The following is a 15,058-nucleotide window of genomic DNA, read 5'->3' on the forward strand; positions in this document are numbered from 1 at the left end:
ATTAGAGTATTTTTTGGAGAGACTCTTGGATGGTTTGGGGGTCTGTTTTGGAAGAGAAGCGCTCAAGTACTTGCCCATCTCGGCTAATGAGAAACTTAGCAAAATTCCATTCGATTCGTTTTCCTAGAGGACCAGCTTTCTGGTCTTTTAGCCAAACATAAAGAGGATCTGCTTTCTTGCCGTTGACCTTGATCTTGGCAAAGCGAGGGAAAGTTGTCTGATAGTGTAGGCTGCAGAAGCTATTGATTTCCTCTGCGCTGCCGGGTGCCTGTCCCATAAATTGATTACAAGGGAAATCTAGGATTTCAAAGCTCTTATCTTGATAGCGTTCATAGAGTTCTTGAAGTCCCTGGTACTGGGGTGTTAAACCACATCCAGTAGCAGTATTGACAATCAAGAGAACTTTGCCACGATAGCTCTCCAGGGGAGTTGCTTGGTTATTTTGGTTCAAAACGGAAAAATCATATATACTGGTCATTTTTCTATATTCTCCTTATGCATTCCTGAATCAGAGTGTTTCAACTCGTGTTCCGATAAAAAGGCATAGGTCATGGTTCCAAAGATAGCACCAATTCCCAAACCTAAGACTAGTAAAGGGAGTATTTTATCGAACTGGGAGAGATTGTCCCAAAATGTATCGAGGGGAAGATGCTGAACAAAGAGCTTATGAAAGATTAGTAAGAGGAAGAGACCAAGCTGAATACTGATGAATACACCCCAACTACGAAGGTTGATTTGACTTTTGCTGTAGCTTTTGTGATGAATCTCGGACTGGTCGTCCTTGTTCAAATGTAAGTCTCGAACTGCTAATCTCGCCCTGGACGAGAGGATGAAGATGAGTCCAAAATAGAGGTAGGGCATAGTATCTCGAACCAACTCTATAAAGCGTCCAAATAGGAGATAGAACAATAAGAGTAGGAGGGAGGAGTAAACGATTTGGATCAAGGTACGGGCACAAGCCTTGTAAATCATCTCTTGACGGCATTCATCAAAGGGGCCTTGTATGTGAAAGAATAGTTTGAGTAAGCGAGTGGTGAAATCTTCTTTTTTCATGGGAGGAATCTCCTAAATCAACTGTTTTTGATCTACTTCTTTAACTACTTGATAAAAGTTATAGAAGTAGACCAAACTTGAAATGATGGTTACGGCTAGGAATATTGGAAATTTCCATTGGGTGGGGTTGGTTAAAAGTTGTGGAAAGGATATAAGGAGGAAGAAAAGGGCAGCGTTGAGGATAGGTATCCGTTTTGATTGGATCTTCTCAAGTCCTTTATTGAGCGCAGGAAGAAAGAGGAGTAAGAGTATTAAAACGGTATGAGAAATAGCTCCTGAAACAAGGGAGAAGGAAAGGAAAATACTGATAAAAACATGACTGATCAGTAGTCTAGCTAGTGATTTCATAAGGTACCTCCTAGTCGTCTTCTTGATCTTTCTTAGCTTTTCGAATGCGAAGAGAGACGATGATTTGTATGGTCAATCCGAAGAAGAAGGTAGCTAGGATAGTTGATATAAAATGTCCTGTATTTAAAAGAGAACTAAGATAATCCTTGCTATCATCGGTTAGGGTATTCAGCAGTGGTATTCCAAAGAACATGCCCATGCCGTAGATCAGGCCCGCTTTTAGACCCGGAAAATGTAGCTGTTTGCTTTCTTTTTGACTCAGCATTTCGGGATCAATAGCTGTGATGCCCGTTTTTTTGGTTTGAGAGACCACATAGAGGGCAGCCATCATCGAAATGCCAAATACCACGAGAGGATAGCCGATAGCGACAATTTGCGGGTATTTGTAAGCAAGGACAAAGGGGATGAGGTTGCCAAATATCATGAGATAAAAGAGAACGATAAAGACCTGATTCCCGATACGATCGGCCTCGCGCCGTTTGTGTTCGTCAAGGGGACCAGAAATGCCGTATGTGCGTTTGATGAGTTTTTCAGTGAGAGTTTCTTTTTTCATTTGTTTGCTCCTTTTTTAAAAATCGTCTTCCCAAAAAAGACTGTTAAGGTCAGTTTGGAGGCTGCGGGCGAGATTGAGACAGAGTTCCAGAGTAGGATTGTACTTGTCATTTTCAATCATGTTGATGGTCTGTCTCGAGACACCGATATCTTTGGCGAGCTCGAGCTGGGAAATGCCCAGTTCCTTACGGAATTCTTTGACACGATTCATAGGGTCTCCTTTCTGATATGTCGCATATATTTGACTATATTATATTCTTTTGGAGATGATATGTCAAGTATATGTGACATTTTTTGGGAATTTTTTTCGAAGAAACTTAGCCTTGTCTGACAAGTGCAAGCTGGTCAGATTTGTGGTAAAATAGATAAGATATGACAAAAGAATTTCATCATGTAACGGTCTTGCTTCATGACACGATTGATATGCTGGACGTAAAACCTGACGGTATCTACGTTGATGCGACTTTGGGCGGAGCAGGCCATAGCGAATATTTATTGAGTAAATTGAGCGAAAAAGGGCATCTCTATGCCTTTGACCAGGACCAGAATGCTATTGACAATGCGCAAAAACGGTTGGCACCCTATATCGAAAAGGGGATGGTAACCTTTATCAAGGACAACTTCCGTCATTTGCAGGCACGTTTGCAGGAGGCTGGTGTCCAGGAAATTGATGGAATTTGTTATGACTTAGGGGTGTCCAGTCCTCAGCTGGATCAGCGTGAGCGTGGCTTTTCTTATAAAAAGGATGCGCCACTGGATATGCGGATGAATCAGGAAGCTAGTCTGACGGCTTATGAGGTGGTCAATCATTATGACTATCATGACTTGGTTCGGATCTTTTTTAAATATGGCGAGGATAAGTTTTCTAAACAGATTGCCCGAAAGATTGAGCAAGCGCGTGAGGTGAAACCCATTGAGACAACGACGGAGTTGGCAGAGATTATCAAGTCAGCCAAGCCTGCAAAGGAACTCAAGAAAAAGGGACACCCTGCCAAGCAGATTTTCCAGGCTATCCGAATCGAAGTCAATGATGAGCTGGGTGCGGCAGATGAATCCATCCAACAGGCCATGGACATGCTGGCTCTCGATGGGAGAATCTCGGTCATTACCTTCCATTCGTTGGAAGACCGCTTGACCAAGCAATTATTCAAAGAAGCTTCAACAGTGGAAGTTCCCAAAGGCTTGCCCCTCATTCCAGATGATCTTAAGCCCAAGATGGAATTGGTATCCCGCAAGCCAATCTTGCCAAGTGCTGAAGAGCTAGAAGCCAACAATCGTTCGCATTCAGCCAAGTTGCGCGTGGCTAGAAAAATTCACAAGTAAGAGGAAAAACATGGCAGAAAGAATCGAAAAAACAAGCCAGTTATTGCAAACGAAGTTTAAAGGTTTTTCACGTGTGGAAAAGGCCTTCTATGTTTCGATTGCTGCAACAATGATTATCCTGGCAATTAGCGTTGTGTTTATGCAGACCAAGCTATTACAAGTTCAGAATGAATTGACCAAGGTCAATGCTCAAATCGAAGAAAAGAAAACCGAGCTAGACGATGCCAAGCAAGAGGTCAATGAATTGATTCGTTCAGAACGTTTGAAAGAAATTGCAAACTCTAAGGATTTGCAGCTGAATAACGAAAATATCCGAGCGGCGGAGTAAGATATGAAACAGTGGAAAGAAAAAATCATCCGTTATGCCGTTCGTAATCGCAAATCTCCAGAAGAAAACCGCAGAAGAGTAGGAAAAAGCCTGAGTTTATTGGCTGTCATACTCTTCGCTGTCTTTTTGGTCAACTTTGCGGTCATTATCGGAACGGGTAAAAAATTTGGTAAGAACCTGGTTCAAGAAGCAAACAAGGTCCATCAAACAACCAAGACGATTCCTGCAAAACGGGGAACCATCTACGATCGTAATGGAACGCCTATTGCTGAGGATGCGACTTCGTATAATATCTATGCCGTTATTGACAAGAACTACAAGTCAGCAACAGGAAAAATTCTCTATGTAGAGGATTCTCAATTTAATAAGGTAGCTGAGATTTTCCATAAGTATCTGGATATGGAGGAGTCCTATGTCAAAGAACAACTTTCTCAGCCAGATCTAAAACAGGTATCTTTTGGTACCAAGGGAAATGGGATTACCTATGCCAATATGATGGCCATTAAAAATGACCTAAAAACCGCTGGTGTTGAGGGGATTGACTTTACAACTAGTCCTAACCGCAGTTATCCCAATGGACAGTTTGCTTCATCCTTTATCGGTTTAGCGCAACTCCATGAAAATGAGGATGGCACCAAACGTTTGATTGGGACATCTGGTTTAGAGAGTTCTTTAAATAACATTCTGGCGGGTACAGATGGGATCATCACCTATGAGAAGGATCGTCTGGGAAATATTGTTCCGGGTACAGATCAGGCTTCCCAACAAACGGTAGATGGAAAAGATGTCTACACAACCCTTTCTAGTCCCTTGCAATCCTTTATGGAAACCCAGATGGATGCCTTCCAGGAAAAGGTAAAAGGCAAGTATATGACGGCTACCTTGGTCAGCGCTAAAACAGGGGAAATCCTGGCTACGACCCAACGGCCAACCTTTAACGCAGATACCAAGGATGGCATCACAAAAGACTTTGTCTGGCGTGATATCCTCTATCAAAGTAACTATGAGCCAGGATCGACCATGAAGGTGATGATGTTAGCTTCGGCTATTGACAACAATACCTTCCCTGGTGGCGAATACTTTAACAGCAGTGAATTGAAAATAGCAGATGCGACCATTCGAGACTGGGACGTCAATGAAGGATTGACCAGTGGTGGCACTATGACCTTCTCTCAAGGATTTGCCCACTCAAGTAATATCGGGATGACCTTGCTTGAGCAAAAGATGGGGGATGCAACTTGGTTGGACTACCTTAACCGCTTTAAATTTGGGGTGCCGACCCGTTTTGGTCTGGCAGATGAGTACACAGGTCAATTGCCTGCTGATAACATTGTCAATATCGCCATGAGTTCATTTGGACAAGGGATTTCTGTAACCCAGACCCAGATGCTTCGTGCCTTTACAGCTATTGCCAACGATGGGGTTATGTTGGAGCCGAAATTTATCAGTGCTCTTTATGATCCAAATGACCAGTCTGTTCGTAAGTCTCAAAAGGAAATCGTCGGAAATCCTGTATCAAAAGCGACAGCATCCTCTACTCGGGATCACATGGTCATGGTCGGAACAGATCCTGTCTATGGTACCATGTACAACCATAGCACAGGAAAGCCTAATGTCAATGTTCCAGGTCAGAATGTTGCCCTCAAATCAGGGACTGCTGAGATTGCTGATGAGAAGAATGGGGGGTACCTAACAGGTGAAACCAACAATATCTTCTCTGTTGTGTCGATGCATCCTGCAGAAAATCCTGACTTTATCCTCTATGTGACGGTGCAACAGCCAGAGCATTATTCAGGTGTTCAGCTTGGGGAGTTTGCCAACCCAATCCTTGAGCGAGCTTCTGCTATGAAAGAATCCCTCAATCTTCAGTCAACTGCCAAGAGCTTAGATCAGGTCAGCAAGACGACAAGCTATGCCATGCCAGCTACCAAGGACTTTACGCCGGGAGACCTAGCAGAGGAATTGCGTCGCAACCTTGTCCAACCAATCGTTATCGGAACAGGAACCAAGATCAAGGAACTCTCGGTTGCTGAAGGAGATAATTTGGAAGCCAATCAGCAGATCTTAATCCTGTCTGACAAGGTCGAAGAAATGCCTGATATGTACGGCTGGACAGATGAAAATGTGCAAACATTTGCCAAATGGCTGAATATAGAAGTCGAGTGGGAAGGTAGTGGCAAAACGGTCAAGAAACAAAGTGTCCGTGCCAATACAGCCCTCAAAGACATTAAAAAAATGAAAATAACTTTAGGAGATTAAGATGATTAGTTCCATTAGTGCTGGAGTTCTAGCCTTTCTATTGACCTTGATAGGTATTCCAGCCTTTATCCGATTTTATCGAAAAGCACAGATTACAGGTCAGCAGATGCACGAGGATGTCAAGCAACACCAAGCTAAAGCTGGAACTCCAACCATGGGAGGTCTTGTCTTCCTGATCGTTGTAGTTGTTGTGAGCTTCCTTGTCGCTCTCTTTACCCAACAATTGACCAACAATGTAGGCATGATTTTGTTTATCTTGGTTTTGTATGGTTTGGTAGGTTTTTTGGATGATTTCCTCAAGGTCTTTCGTAAGATTAACGAAGGCTTAAATCCCAAGCAAAAACTTGCTCTCCAGCTCCTTGGAGGAGTGATTTTCTACCTCTTTTATGAGCGTGGTGGCGATATGCTTTCGGTTTTTGGTTACCAAGTTCATCTGGGAATTTTCTATATTTTCTTTGCCCTTTTCTGGCTAGTTGGCTTTTCAAATGCGGTGAATCTGACGGACGGGATCGACGGCTTAGCAAGTATTTCCGTAGTGATTAGCTTATCGGCCTACGGTGTGATTGCTTATATGCAAAATCAACTGGATATCCTTCTTGTGATTCTTGCCATGATTGGTGGTTTGCTAGGTTTCTTCGTCTTTAACCACAAGCCTGCCAAGGTCTTCATGGGAGATGTGGGAAGTTTGGCTCTTGGTGGGATGCTGGCAGCAATCTCTATGGCCCTCCACCAAGAATGGACCCTTTTGTTGATTGGGATTATCTATGTCTTTGAGACAAGCTCTGTTATGATGCAGGTCACTTACTTCAAACTTAGTGGTGGAAAGCGTATTTTCCGTATGACACCTGTGCATCATCATTTTGAGCTTGGAGGATTCTCAGGCAAGGGCAATCCTTGGAGCGAGTGGAAGGTTGACTTCTTCTTTTGGGGAGTTGGGCTTCTAGCAAGTCTCTTGACCCTAGCCTTTTTATACCTACTGTAAAACTAACTTTTGATTACAAAATAAAACAGGATGAAGGTGATCTTCATCCTGTTTTTGTGTGCTTAAAGGTTAGTTGGAGTCATCCTTTCTCCCTTTTAACATAAAAGTTGCTGTGAGGGCTAGGCTGAGTCCTGCTAAGAAGAGGAGTGGGTAGCGCCTTCTACTTGGTTGAAGGTAAGTTCGGCAGTGACTCCATTTTGTCGAACGGCTGTCAGACTGGTCACACGGCCAGGGAAATGTTCAAAGGTAATGACGTCACCTTTTTGCGTTGCAAGCTGGATACGATTATCTTTAAGGATCGTTGCCTTGACTGGTTTGCCATTGACCTTGATTTGGCTAGCTTCGATATTTGGATAATCTACAACCAGGTCTCCACCGACATTTGAAAGGAAGGACAAGCTTTGCAGGTTTTTATCTTTCCACTTCATGCTGACTTCAAAGTTACCACGGGCAACCAAGCCAGAAACTTGACCGTCTTTCCATGCATCTGGAAGGGCTGGCAATGGTGCAATATAGCCAGTGTGTGATTGGAGAAGCATTTCTGCCATCCCACTGGTCGCTCCAAAGTTTCCGTCGATTTGGAAAGGCGCGTGGGTATCCCAAAGGTTTTCTAGAGTTGAGTACTTGAGCTGTTCAGCGAGTAAGCGATGGGCACGGTTACCGTCCAGCAGACGAGCCCAGAGGTTGATTTTATTGGCCTTAGACCAACCAGTCCCCCCATCTCCACGGTGATTCAAGGTAGCACGCGCAGCCTCTAGGTATTCAGCCTGGTCCTTGCTAAAGAGCGTACCTGGGAAGAGACCAACTAGATGGGAAACGTGGCGGTGGTGATTTTCAATCCCTTCATTGGTGAATTGCGGACTGTCTTCTTCGTACCATTCTTTGATACGGCCCTCTTTATTGATGTGAAGTGGTTTAAGTTTGTCAAATTTAGCCTTGACCTCTGTGACTAAGTCTTGGTCGACTTTCAGATGGTTGGCAACTTCCATGTAGTCGTGGAATAGCTGCCAGACTAGCGATTGGTCAAAGGTATTTCCGATGGTGATGGTACCGTGTTCTGGTGAGTAGGATGGAGAAGACACCCAACGGTCACTGGCCTGGTCATAGTGCAAGAAGGAGTTCCAGAACTTGGCAGTCTCTTTCAACATAGGATAGATCTTTTCTTTGAGATAGGTCTCATCCTTGGTGAATTTGTAGTAGTCATAAACGTTCTGCATCATCCAGGCATTAGCAGCTGGCGACCAACCCCAATAGTAATTCCAGCCTGGAGTAGTCCAGCCAAATGGTGTCGCCTGAGTGTGGACCAGCCAACCATTTTCTTGTCCGTCTTTGGATTCGATACCTGCGTATTCCTTGGCAGCGATACGGCCATAATAGCGCATGTCATCAATGTAATTGATCATTGGCTTGGCAGTTTCAGCAAGGTTGCTCATGTAAGCTGGCCAATAGTTCATTTGCAAATTGACATTGAGGTGGTAGTCAGCGTTCCAAGGTGGATTGTCTACAGCGTTCCAGACTCCTTGGAGGTTGGCAGGAAGAGCATCTGTCCGATCACGAGACGAACTGATGAGTAGATATCGGCAATATTGGAAGAAGAGTTCTTCCAATTTTTGCCCTTTTTCTGGGTTATAGCCTTGAAGGGCCTCTTTTGTCGTTTGAGTAGTCTTGGTTCCGCCTAGATTTAGTTTAACGCGGTTAAAGAGACTTTGATAGTCCTTGATATGGGCCTTTTTAAGTGTCTCGTAGTCTTTGGACTTAGCTGCTTCGACAATCCCTTTAACTGTTTTTTCGAGGTCAATGTCTTTTCGATAGTTGGTTTTTGGATTCTGAGCAAAGTTAGTCTTGGCACTGAGATAGAGGGTTGCATAACTTGCGCCTGTAACGGTCAGAGTTTCGTTCTGAACAGTCACCTTTCCGTCCGTTTTAATTCCTAGATAGGATGCAAATTTGAGACCGTTATCTTTGACAGTTCCCTTTAGAAGGATTCCGTTTGCATCTGTAGTGACATGACCATTCTTATAGTTAGAATATTCCCAAGAGTAGTTGCCATTAGCGAGCAAGTCTTCTGTCAAACTTTTCCAAAGGGTAAAGTCAAGCGTCTTGTTTCCTTTTTTGGTCAAGTGGGTCACGGTGACATTATCAGGATAGCTGGAGAAGGTTTCGCGTTTGAAGGTTGTTCCATCTTGGGTATAAGAAGTGGTCGTAGTGGCTTCTGTGATATCCAAACCACGATGATAATCAGTTACAGTATCTAGTCCTTTCTTCTGGTTATTAAAGACCATGAAAATATCACCAAAGGCTAGGTAGCGACCATATTGGGCATTATTAGGCCCAACTAAATTTTGTTCAGCCAGTTGTTTGGCTTTTTGGCGGTCTCCATCTTCGAGAGCCTTACGAATTTCTGCCAAGACCTTGTAGCGGTCCTTGTAGTTCCCTCCGTTATAGTCGGTGCTATCGGGCTGGGGACCTCCAGACCAGAGGGTCTTTTCGTTGTACTGAATTCTTTCTTCACCAATTAGACCGAAAACCTTGGCTCCCATCTCTCCATTTCCGACAGGAAGGGCTTGTTTTTCCCATCCATCATAGGAGGGAGCTGTTGGTTGATCGTAGTTGAGTTGATAGTTTTCTTGCTTTGTCACAGGCTGATCTTTTTTTTCAGGTTCCTTATGTTCTTTAGCTTCTACAATGGCTTCTTCACTAGCTTGACTATTTGTTGTCTGAGTCTCTTCGGCTAGCTTGCTTTCGGAAACTACTGGACTCTCGGCTAGAGACGGATTTTTAGTTTCAGTAGCTTCAGCTGCTTTGGGTCCACTATCAGGCTTAGTTATAGCTTCGACAGAGGTTGGTTCAGTTTGTTTGACCTCCACACTGTTTGCGGCTACAGTGTGGTTGACTAGAAAAACAGCCCCCAGTAAATCAGTAAAACAGAAGCAGTCCCAACCATCAGCTTGCGGATGCTTTAGCGACAGGATTTCTCCCAAAAGTGTTTTTTCATAAAACCCCTTTGTCCATTAGAAACCGCTTACATTTTATAAAGCAGTTTCGTTTAAATTGTTTCTATTTATCTCCTCACATCCCATTCTACTGGTCATCTAGCATTTGTCAATAGCTTTTTAGCAAGAAACATATTTGTTGTTGTTTTTTCTTAAAATAGTAGAATAAGTAGCAAGCAGCTCCTCTTTTCCAACTCTCAACTAGATCATTTACTACTAAAAAACAGTTGAGAGTATTCCAAACTGTAAGTGTTTATTTTGGATGTCTTTTGGCAAAGTCAACAAAGTGAAATTTTTCTAATTTATGCCGACTTTCGGTGAACTGAAATTGGCGCCCGTCTTGGAGATAGACTTTTGACTTGATTGAAACAACATAAGGGTCTTTGCCAATGTCCATGAGAATCTTATCTCGGTCACCCGTATGGTCAATGGTAATTTCTTTCTGAGCATAATCAATATGGAGTTTGAGGTCGTCCTCTATATACGAGTAGATAGACTGCTCAGCGATTTGGCGAGTGAGATTTGGGATTAGTTCCATATCCAGATAGTCCGTATCCAGAACGGATACCAAATCATCCACCACACGTTGACGCACCACCTTCCAAACCATCCGAAACTCTGGAAAGCCGGTTATCAGTGAGGATTTTTTATCGATAATGATCTTGTCCAGACTGACCACATTGGTTTTAGAACGGAGTCCAAGTTCCTGGACCAGTTCTTGGTAGCTGGTTAGGTTAGAGACAGGGAAATTGACGGTTTCTTCTTTGACGACTTGAGAACCTTGCCCCCTTATCTTTTTGATTAATCCTTCTTCTTGGAGAAGGGACAGAGCTTTTCGGACGGTGTCACGGCTCACCTGATACTGATTCATGAGTTCGTACTCGCTGGGGAGGAAATCTCCGACAGCGTAAGTTTCGTTTTGAATGGTTTTTTGGATCTGCTTAAATAATTGTTGGTATTTCTTCATCTTGCTTCCTTAAATAGGTTTTGAGTCTTCTTCTATACACACTTGTATCTATTTTATCATACAAGTGCTAGAAAATATCCAAAAATATCCTCTTTTTATCACAAACAAGTTGCCTACAAGTTTGGTATCGTTTACAATAGAACTATCAAGTCAAGCTTGCTTTGACAAGTATTTTGACAAGTATAAGGAGAATCAAATGGGAAAATTTGAACAAGAAGCCAAAGATCTGCTCCAGGCAATCGGAGGTAAGGAGAATGTCACTGCTGTTACACACTGTGCGACGCGGATGCGCTTTGTTCTCGGTGACGAAAATAAGGCCAACGTCAAGGCTATTGAGTCGATTCCAGTTGTCAAAGGGACCTTTACAAATGCGGGTCAATTTCAGGTAATTATTGGAAATGACGTACCAATTTTTTATAATGATTTTACAGCTGTTTCAGGCATTGAGGGTGTTTCCAAAGAAGCAGCCAAGTCGGCAGCTAAGAGCAATCAAAATGTACTTCAACGTGTCATGACCACTCTGGCGGAAATCTTTACACCGATTATTCCAGCCCTGATTGTTGGTGGACTAATCCTCGGTTTCCGTAATGTTTTGGAAGGTGTGCATTGGTCGATGTTGGATGGCAAGACCATCACAGAATCCTCTCAGTTTTGGTCAGGGGTCAATCACTTCCTCTGGTTGCCCGGTGAAGCAATCTTCCAGTTCTTACCAGTAGGGATTACCTGGTCTGTCTCTCGTAAGATGGGAACCAGCCAAATCTTGGGAATTGTACTCGGGATCTGTTTGGTATCACCTCAGTTGCTCAATGCCTATGCAGTAGCTTCAACACCTGCATCAGAAATTGCAGCCAACTGGGTATGGAATTTTGGCTACTTTACTGTTAATCGTATCGGTTACCAAGCACAAGTTATTCCAGCCTTGCTTGCAGGTTTGAGTTTGTCTTATCTAGAAATCTTCTGGCGCAAGCATATTCCAGAAGTCATTTCCATGATTTTTGTACCCTTCTTGTCTTTAATTCCAGCTTTAATTTTGGCTCACACAGTTTTAGGTCCAATCGGTTGGACAATTGGTCAAGGACTTTCAGCAGTTGTCTTGGCAGGTTTGACTGGTCCTGTTAAGTGGCTCTTCGGTGCGATTTTTGGTGCCCTCTACGCTCCATTTGTTATCACTGGTCTGCACCACATGACCAATGCCATCGATACACAATTGATTGCGGATGCTGGCGGAACTGCCCTCTGGCCAATGATTGCACTTTCTAATATTGCTCAAGGTTCTGCTGTATTTGCCTATTATTTCATGCATCGTCATGATGAGCGTGAGGCTCAGATTTCACTTCCTGCAACCATTTCAGCCTATCTCGGTGTTACAGAACCAGCCCTCTTTGGGGTCAATGTCAAATACATCTATCCATTTGTAGCTGGGATGATCGGTTCAGCCCTTGCAGGTATGTTGTCCGTTACTTTCAATGTAACTGCGGCTTCTATTGGTATTGGAGGTCTGCCAGGTATCCTCTCTATTCAACCTCAATACATGCTGCCGTTTGCAGGAACCATGCTAGTTGCTATTGTTGTACCAATGCTCTTGACTTTCTTCTTCCGCAAGGTCGGTCTCTTTACAAAGACAGAGGATGATACAGCCTTACAGGCAGAATTCGTTGCCCAAGAAGAAGCAGAATTTGTGACTCACGAGCCAGCAACTCTAGCTTCAGTAGAGATTGTTAGTCCACTTGCCGGACAAGTAAAAGAACTAAGTCAAGCAACAGACCCAGTTTTCGCATCAGGTGTCATGGGACAAGGTCTAGTCATTGAACCAAGCCAAGGTGAGTTGACTTCTCCAGTCAATGGGACAGTGACAGTTCTTTTCCCTACCAAGCATGCCATCGGTATTGTCTCTGATGAGGGGGTGGAATTGCTCATTCATATCGGTATGGATACAGTTGGTCTTGATGGTAAAGGTTTTGAAAGTCTCGTAGCCCAAGGAGACCACGTCACAGTAGGTCAGAAATTGATTCGTTTTGATATGGATGTCATTAAAGCTGCGGGTCTCGTAACAGAAACTCCAGTTATTATCACTAACCAAGATGCTTATACAGCGACCATTACTGGAACTTATCCAACAACTATCCAAGCTGGAGAAGCTCTCATGGTAGCTACACGAATCTAATTAAAATAGCGCAAACAGGGAAGGAACATCAGTTCCTCCCTTTTATCGGAAAAGGAGAAACAGATGGCACTTGATAAAGGAAAAGTAGTCTATCAAATCTATCCAAAATCATACAAAGACACCACTGGAAATGGTATTGGGGATTTCCGTGGAATTATCGAAAAAATCCCCTATCTAGCAAAACTGGGCGTGGATATGGTTTGGCTCAATCCATTCTACCCAAGCCCCCAACGGGATAATGGCTATGATATTTCAGATTATATGGCAGTAGATCCCCTTTTTGGTGATATGGCTGATTTTGAGGAGATGGTGCGTGTCGGTAAGGAGCACAAGATCGACTTTATGCTGGACATGGTGCTCAATCATTGTTCGACAGAACACGAATGGTTTAAGAAGGCCCTAGCTGGCGACCAGTACTACCAAGACTTTTTCTTCATCCAAGGCCAACCGACAGACTGGATTTCTAAGTTTGGTGGCTCTGCCTGGGCGCCTTTCGGGGATACAGGGAAATATTACCTTCACCTCTTTGATGAGACCCAGGCTGATCTTAATTGGCGCAATCCCAATGTCCGAAAGGAGCTTTTCAAGGTTGTTAATTTTTGGCGCGACAAGGGGGTCAAAGGTTTCCGATTTGATGTGATCAATTTGATCGGCAAGGATGAGGTCTTAGTGGATTGCCCAGAAAATGAAGGAAAGCCAGCTTACACAGACAAGCCCATCGTTCATGACTATTTGCGCATGATGAACCAAGCCACTTTTGGATCCGACGATAGCTTTATGACAGTTGGGGAAATGTCCTCGACAACCATGGAAAACTGTGTCCTCTATTCGTCACCTGACCGTCAAGAATTATCCATGACCTTTAATTTCCATCATCTCAAGGTGGACTACAAGGATGGGCAGAAGTGGACCTTGGCTCCCTTTGATTTCGAAGAGTTGAAAAATCTTTATCATAGCTGGGGCAAGGAGATGAGTGACAAGGACGGCTGGAGCGCCCTCTTTTGGAACAATCACGACCAACCACGCGCCCTGAATCGTTTTGTCGATATTCAACATTTCCGCAATGAAGGGGCGACCATGCTGGCAGCCAGCATTCACCTGTCACGTGGGACACCTTATATCTACATGGGTGAGGAAATAGGAATTGTTGACCCAGACTATGATTCCATGGATGATTATGTGGATGTCGAGTCCATCAATGCTTATCAGATGCTCTTAAAAGAAGGGAAAAGTCAGCAAGAAGCCTTCCAGATTATTCAGGCCAAGTCGCGTGATAATTCACGCATTCCCATGCAGTGGGATGCTTCAGAAAATGCTGGTTTCACAAAAGGAACTCCTTGGCTGAAGGTAGGGAAATCCTACCCACACATTAACGTAGAAAATGAAATCAAAGGCCCAATTTTCGCCTTCTACCAAAACTTGATTCGACTTCGTAAGGAAATGCCGATCATTTCAGAAGGAAGCTACAAACCAGTTTTTGAAGACAGTCAGCAAGTCTATGCCTTTGAACGTCAGTATGAGGATGAAAAATTACTGGTCCTCAATAACTTTTACGCCACAGAAGTAGAAATTGGCCTACCAGCAGCCTACCAAAATGGACAAATTCTGATTTCAAACTATGAAGATGTAGAAGTATCAGAAAAAATTCTTCTGAAACCCTATCAAACACTGGCTATTTATGTAAAATAAATACAGCAAGGAGCTCTTTTTCATTGAAATGCAGAGCTCCTTTTTTATCACCTACTGCCCTTCTTGAAAGCGTAAAACAAACTAGTCAGGAAAGTCACTTTGTGGTATAATATAGAAGACTCAAAAAGAAACAGGAGAAAAAGAATGGATTTACTTTTAGCAATTGTCTTGATTGTGCTAGCTTTTCTAGGAGGAGCTCTTGGAGGTATGTACTTGGTGCGTAAGCAAATTGAAAAAGAATTTGCGGACAACCCACGTTTGAATGCTGAGGCAGTTCGTGCTCTCTTGAGTGCAAATGGTCAAAAACCAAGCGAGGCCAAGGTACAACAAGTTTACCACCAAATCATCCGCCAACAAAAAGCAGCCCTTGCTAACAATAAAAAGAAATAAATAGGAAAAG

Annotated in this window: 13 protein-coding genes and 1 pseudogene; 7 read left to right on the plus strand and 7 right to left on the minus strand. The window is 43.4% G+C overall.

Features of this window, described 5'->3' with window-relative positions; genetic code table 11:
• Nucleotide 1 precedes the first annotated feature (1 nt).
• The 5 genes from ACLV7H_RS01640 to ACLV7H_RS01660 are packed head-to-tail and all read right to left on the minus strand — an operon-like array spanning nt 2 to nt 2,164.
• A complete protein-coding gene (locus ACLV7H_RS01640) occupies nt 2-478 on the minus strand; it encodes a glutathione peroxidase (RefSeq protein ID WP_411866193.1) in 477 nt (158 codons plus the stop codon).
• Nucleotides 475-1,053 (minus strand): DUF3278 domain-containing protein, encoded by a 579-nt coding sequence (locus ACLV7H_RS01645; RefSeq protein WP_411866194.1) that lies wholly within the window; start codon nt 1,051-1,053, stop codon nt 475-477. The genes ACLV7H_RS01640 and ACLV7H_RS01645 overlap by 4 nt, the downstream gene beginning before the upstream one ends.
• Nucleotides 1,054-1,065: 12 nt before the next feature.
• The gene (locus ACLV7H_RS01650; RefSeq protein WP_411866195.1) at nt 1,066-1,401 is read right to left on the minus strand and encodes a hypothetical protein; all 336 of its coding nucleotides are present in this window, start codon (nt 1,399-1,401) and stop codon (nt 1,066-1,068) included.
• A gap of 10 nt (nt 1,402-1,411) precedes the next feature.
• Nucleotides 1,412-1,954, minus strand: coding sequence for a DUF3278 domain-containing protein (locus tag ACLV7H_RS01655; RefSeq protein WP_411866196.1), 543 nt, complete (start codon nt 1,952-1,954; stop codon nt 1,412-1,414).
• Nucleotides 1,955-1,969: 15 nt separating this feature from the next.
• Complete coding sequence (locus tag ACLV7H_RS01660; RefSeq protein WP_001082470.1) at nt 1,970-2,164, minus strand: helix-turn-helix transcriptional regulator; 195 nt, start codon at nt 2,162-2,164, stop codon at nt 1,970-1,972.
• 161 nt (nt 2,165-2,325) lie between these two features.
• Here ACLV7H_RS01660 and rsmH point away from each other — a divergent pair, with 161 nt between their 5' ends.
• The 4 genes from rsmH to mraY are packed head-to-tail and all read left to right on the plus strand — an operon-like array spanning nt 2,326 to nt 6,845.
• Nucleotides 2,326-3,276 (plus strand): 16S rRNA (cytosine(1402)-N(4))-methyltransferase RsmH, encoded by a 951-nt coding sequence (gene rsmH, locus ACLV7H_RS01665; RefSeq protein ID WP_411866197.1) that lies wholly within the window; start codon nt 2,326-2,328, stop codon nt 3,274-3,276.
• 10 nt (nt 3,277-3,286) lie between these two features.
• Nucleotides 3,287-3,604, plus strand: a complete 318-nt coding sequence (ftsL, locus tag ACLV7H_RS01670; RefSeq protein WP_000840795.1) for a cell division protein FtsL — start codon at nt 3,287-3,289, stop codon at nt 3,602-3,604.
• Nucleotides 3,605-3,607: 3 nt separating this feature from the next.
• Entirely contained in the window at nt 3,608-5,863 is a 2,256-nt protein-coding gene (gene pbp2X, locus ACLV7H_RS01675; protein WP_411866198.1) for a penicillin-binding protein PBP2X, read from the plus strand.
• A 1-nt stretch (nt 5,864) separates the two neighbouring features.
• On the plus strand, nt 5,865-6,845 hold the full coding sequence (gene mraY / locus ACLV7H_RS01680; RefSeq protein WP_411866199.1) for a phospho-N-acetylmuramoyl-pentapeptide-transferase: 981 nt from the start codon (nt 5,865-5,867) through the stop codon (nt 6,843-6,845).
• 146 nt (nt 6,846-6,991) lie between these two features.
• Here mraY and ACLV7H_RS01685 read toward each other — a convergent pair.
• Nucleotides 6,992-9,789 (minus strand): annotated as a pseudogene (locus tag ACLV7H_RS01685) (glycosyl hydrolase family 95 catalytic domain-containing protein); the annotation flags it as partial.
• Between the two features lie 302 nt (nt 9,790-10,091).
• Nucleotides 10,092-10,805 carry a trehalose operon repressor gene (gene treR, locus ACLV7H_RS01690; protein WP_084868933.1) on the minus strand — a complete coding sequence of 238 codons (714 nt, stop codon included), beginning with the start codon at nt 10,803-10,805 and terminating at the stop codon, nt 10,092-10,094.
• Between the two features lie 196 nt (nt 10,806-11,001).
• Here treR and treP point away from each other — a divergent pair, with 196 nt between their 5' ends.
• The 3 genes from treP (at nt 11,002) to ACLV7H_RS01705 (ending at nt 15,048) form a co-directional block, all read left to right on the plus strand.
• Nucleotides 11,002-12,969 carry a PTS system trehalose-specific EIIBC component gene (gene treP / locus ACLV7H_RS01695; protein ID WP_411866200.1) on the plus strand — a complete coding sequence of 656 codons (1,968 nt, stop codon included), beginning with the start codon at nt 11,002-11,004 and terminating at the stop codon, nt 12,967-12,969.
• A 63-nt stretch (nt 12,970-13,032) separates the two neighbouring features.
• Nucleotides 13,033-14,658, plus strand: coding sequence for an alpha,alpha-phosphotrehalase (treC, locus tag ACLV7H_RS01700; RefSeq protein WP_411866201.1), 1,626 nt, complete (start codon nt 13,033-13,035; stop codon nt 14,656-14,658).
• A gap of 144 nt (nt 14,659-14,802) precedes the next feature.
• On the plus strand, nt 14,803-15,048 hold the full coding sequence (locus ACLV7H_RS01705) for a YneF family protein (protein ID WP_000364986.1): 246 nt from the start codon (nt 14,803-14,805) through the stop codon (nt 15,046-15,048).
• Nucleotides 15,049-15,058: the final 10 nt, after the last annotated feature.

The sequence above is a fragment of the Streptococcus oralis genome (assembly GCF_965111685.1).
Classification (GTDB): domain Bacteria; phylum Bacillota; class Bacilli; order Lactobacillales; family Streptococcaceae; genus Streptococcus; species Streptococcus oralis_B.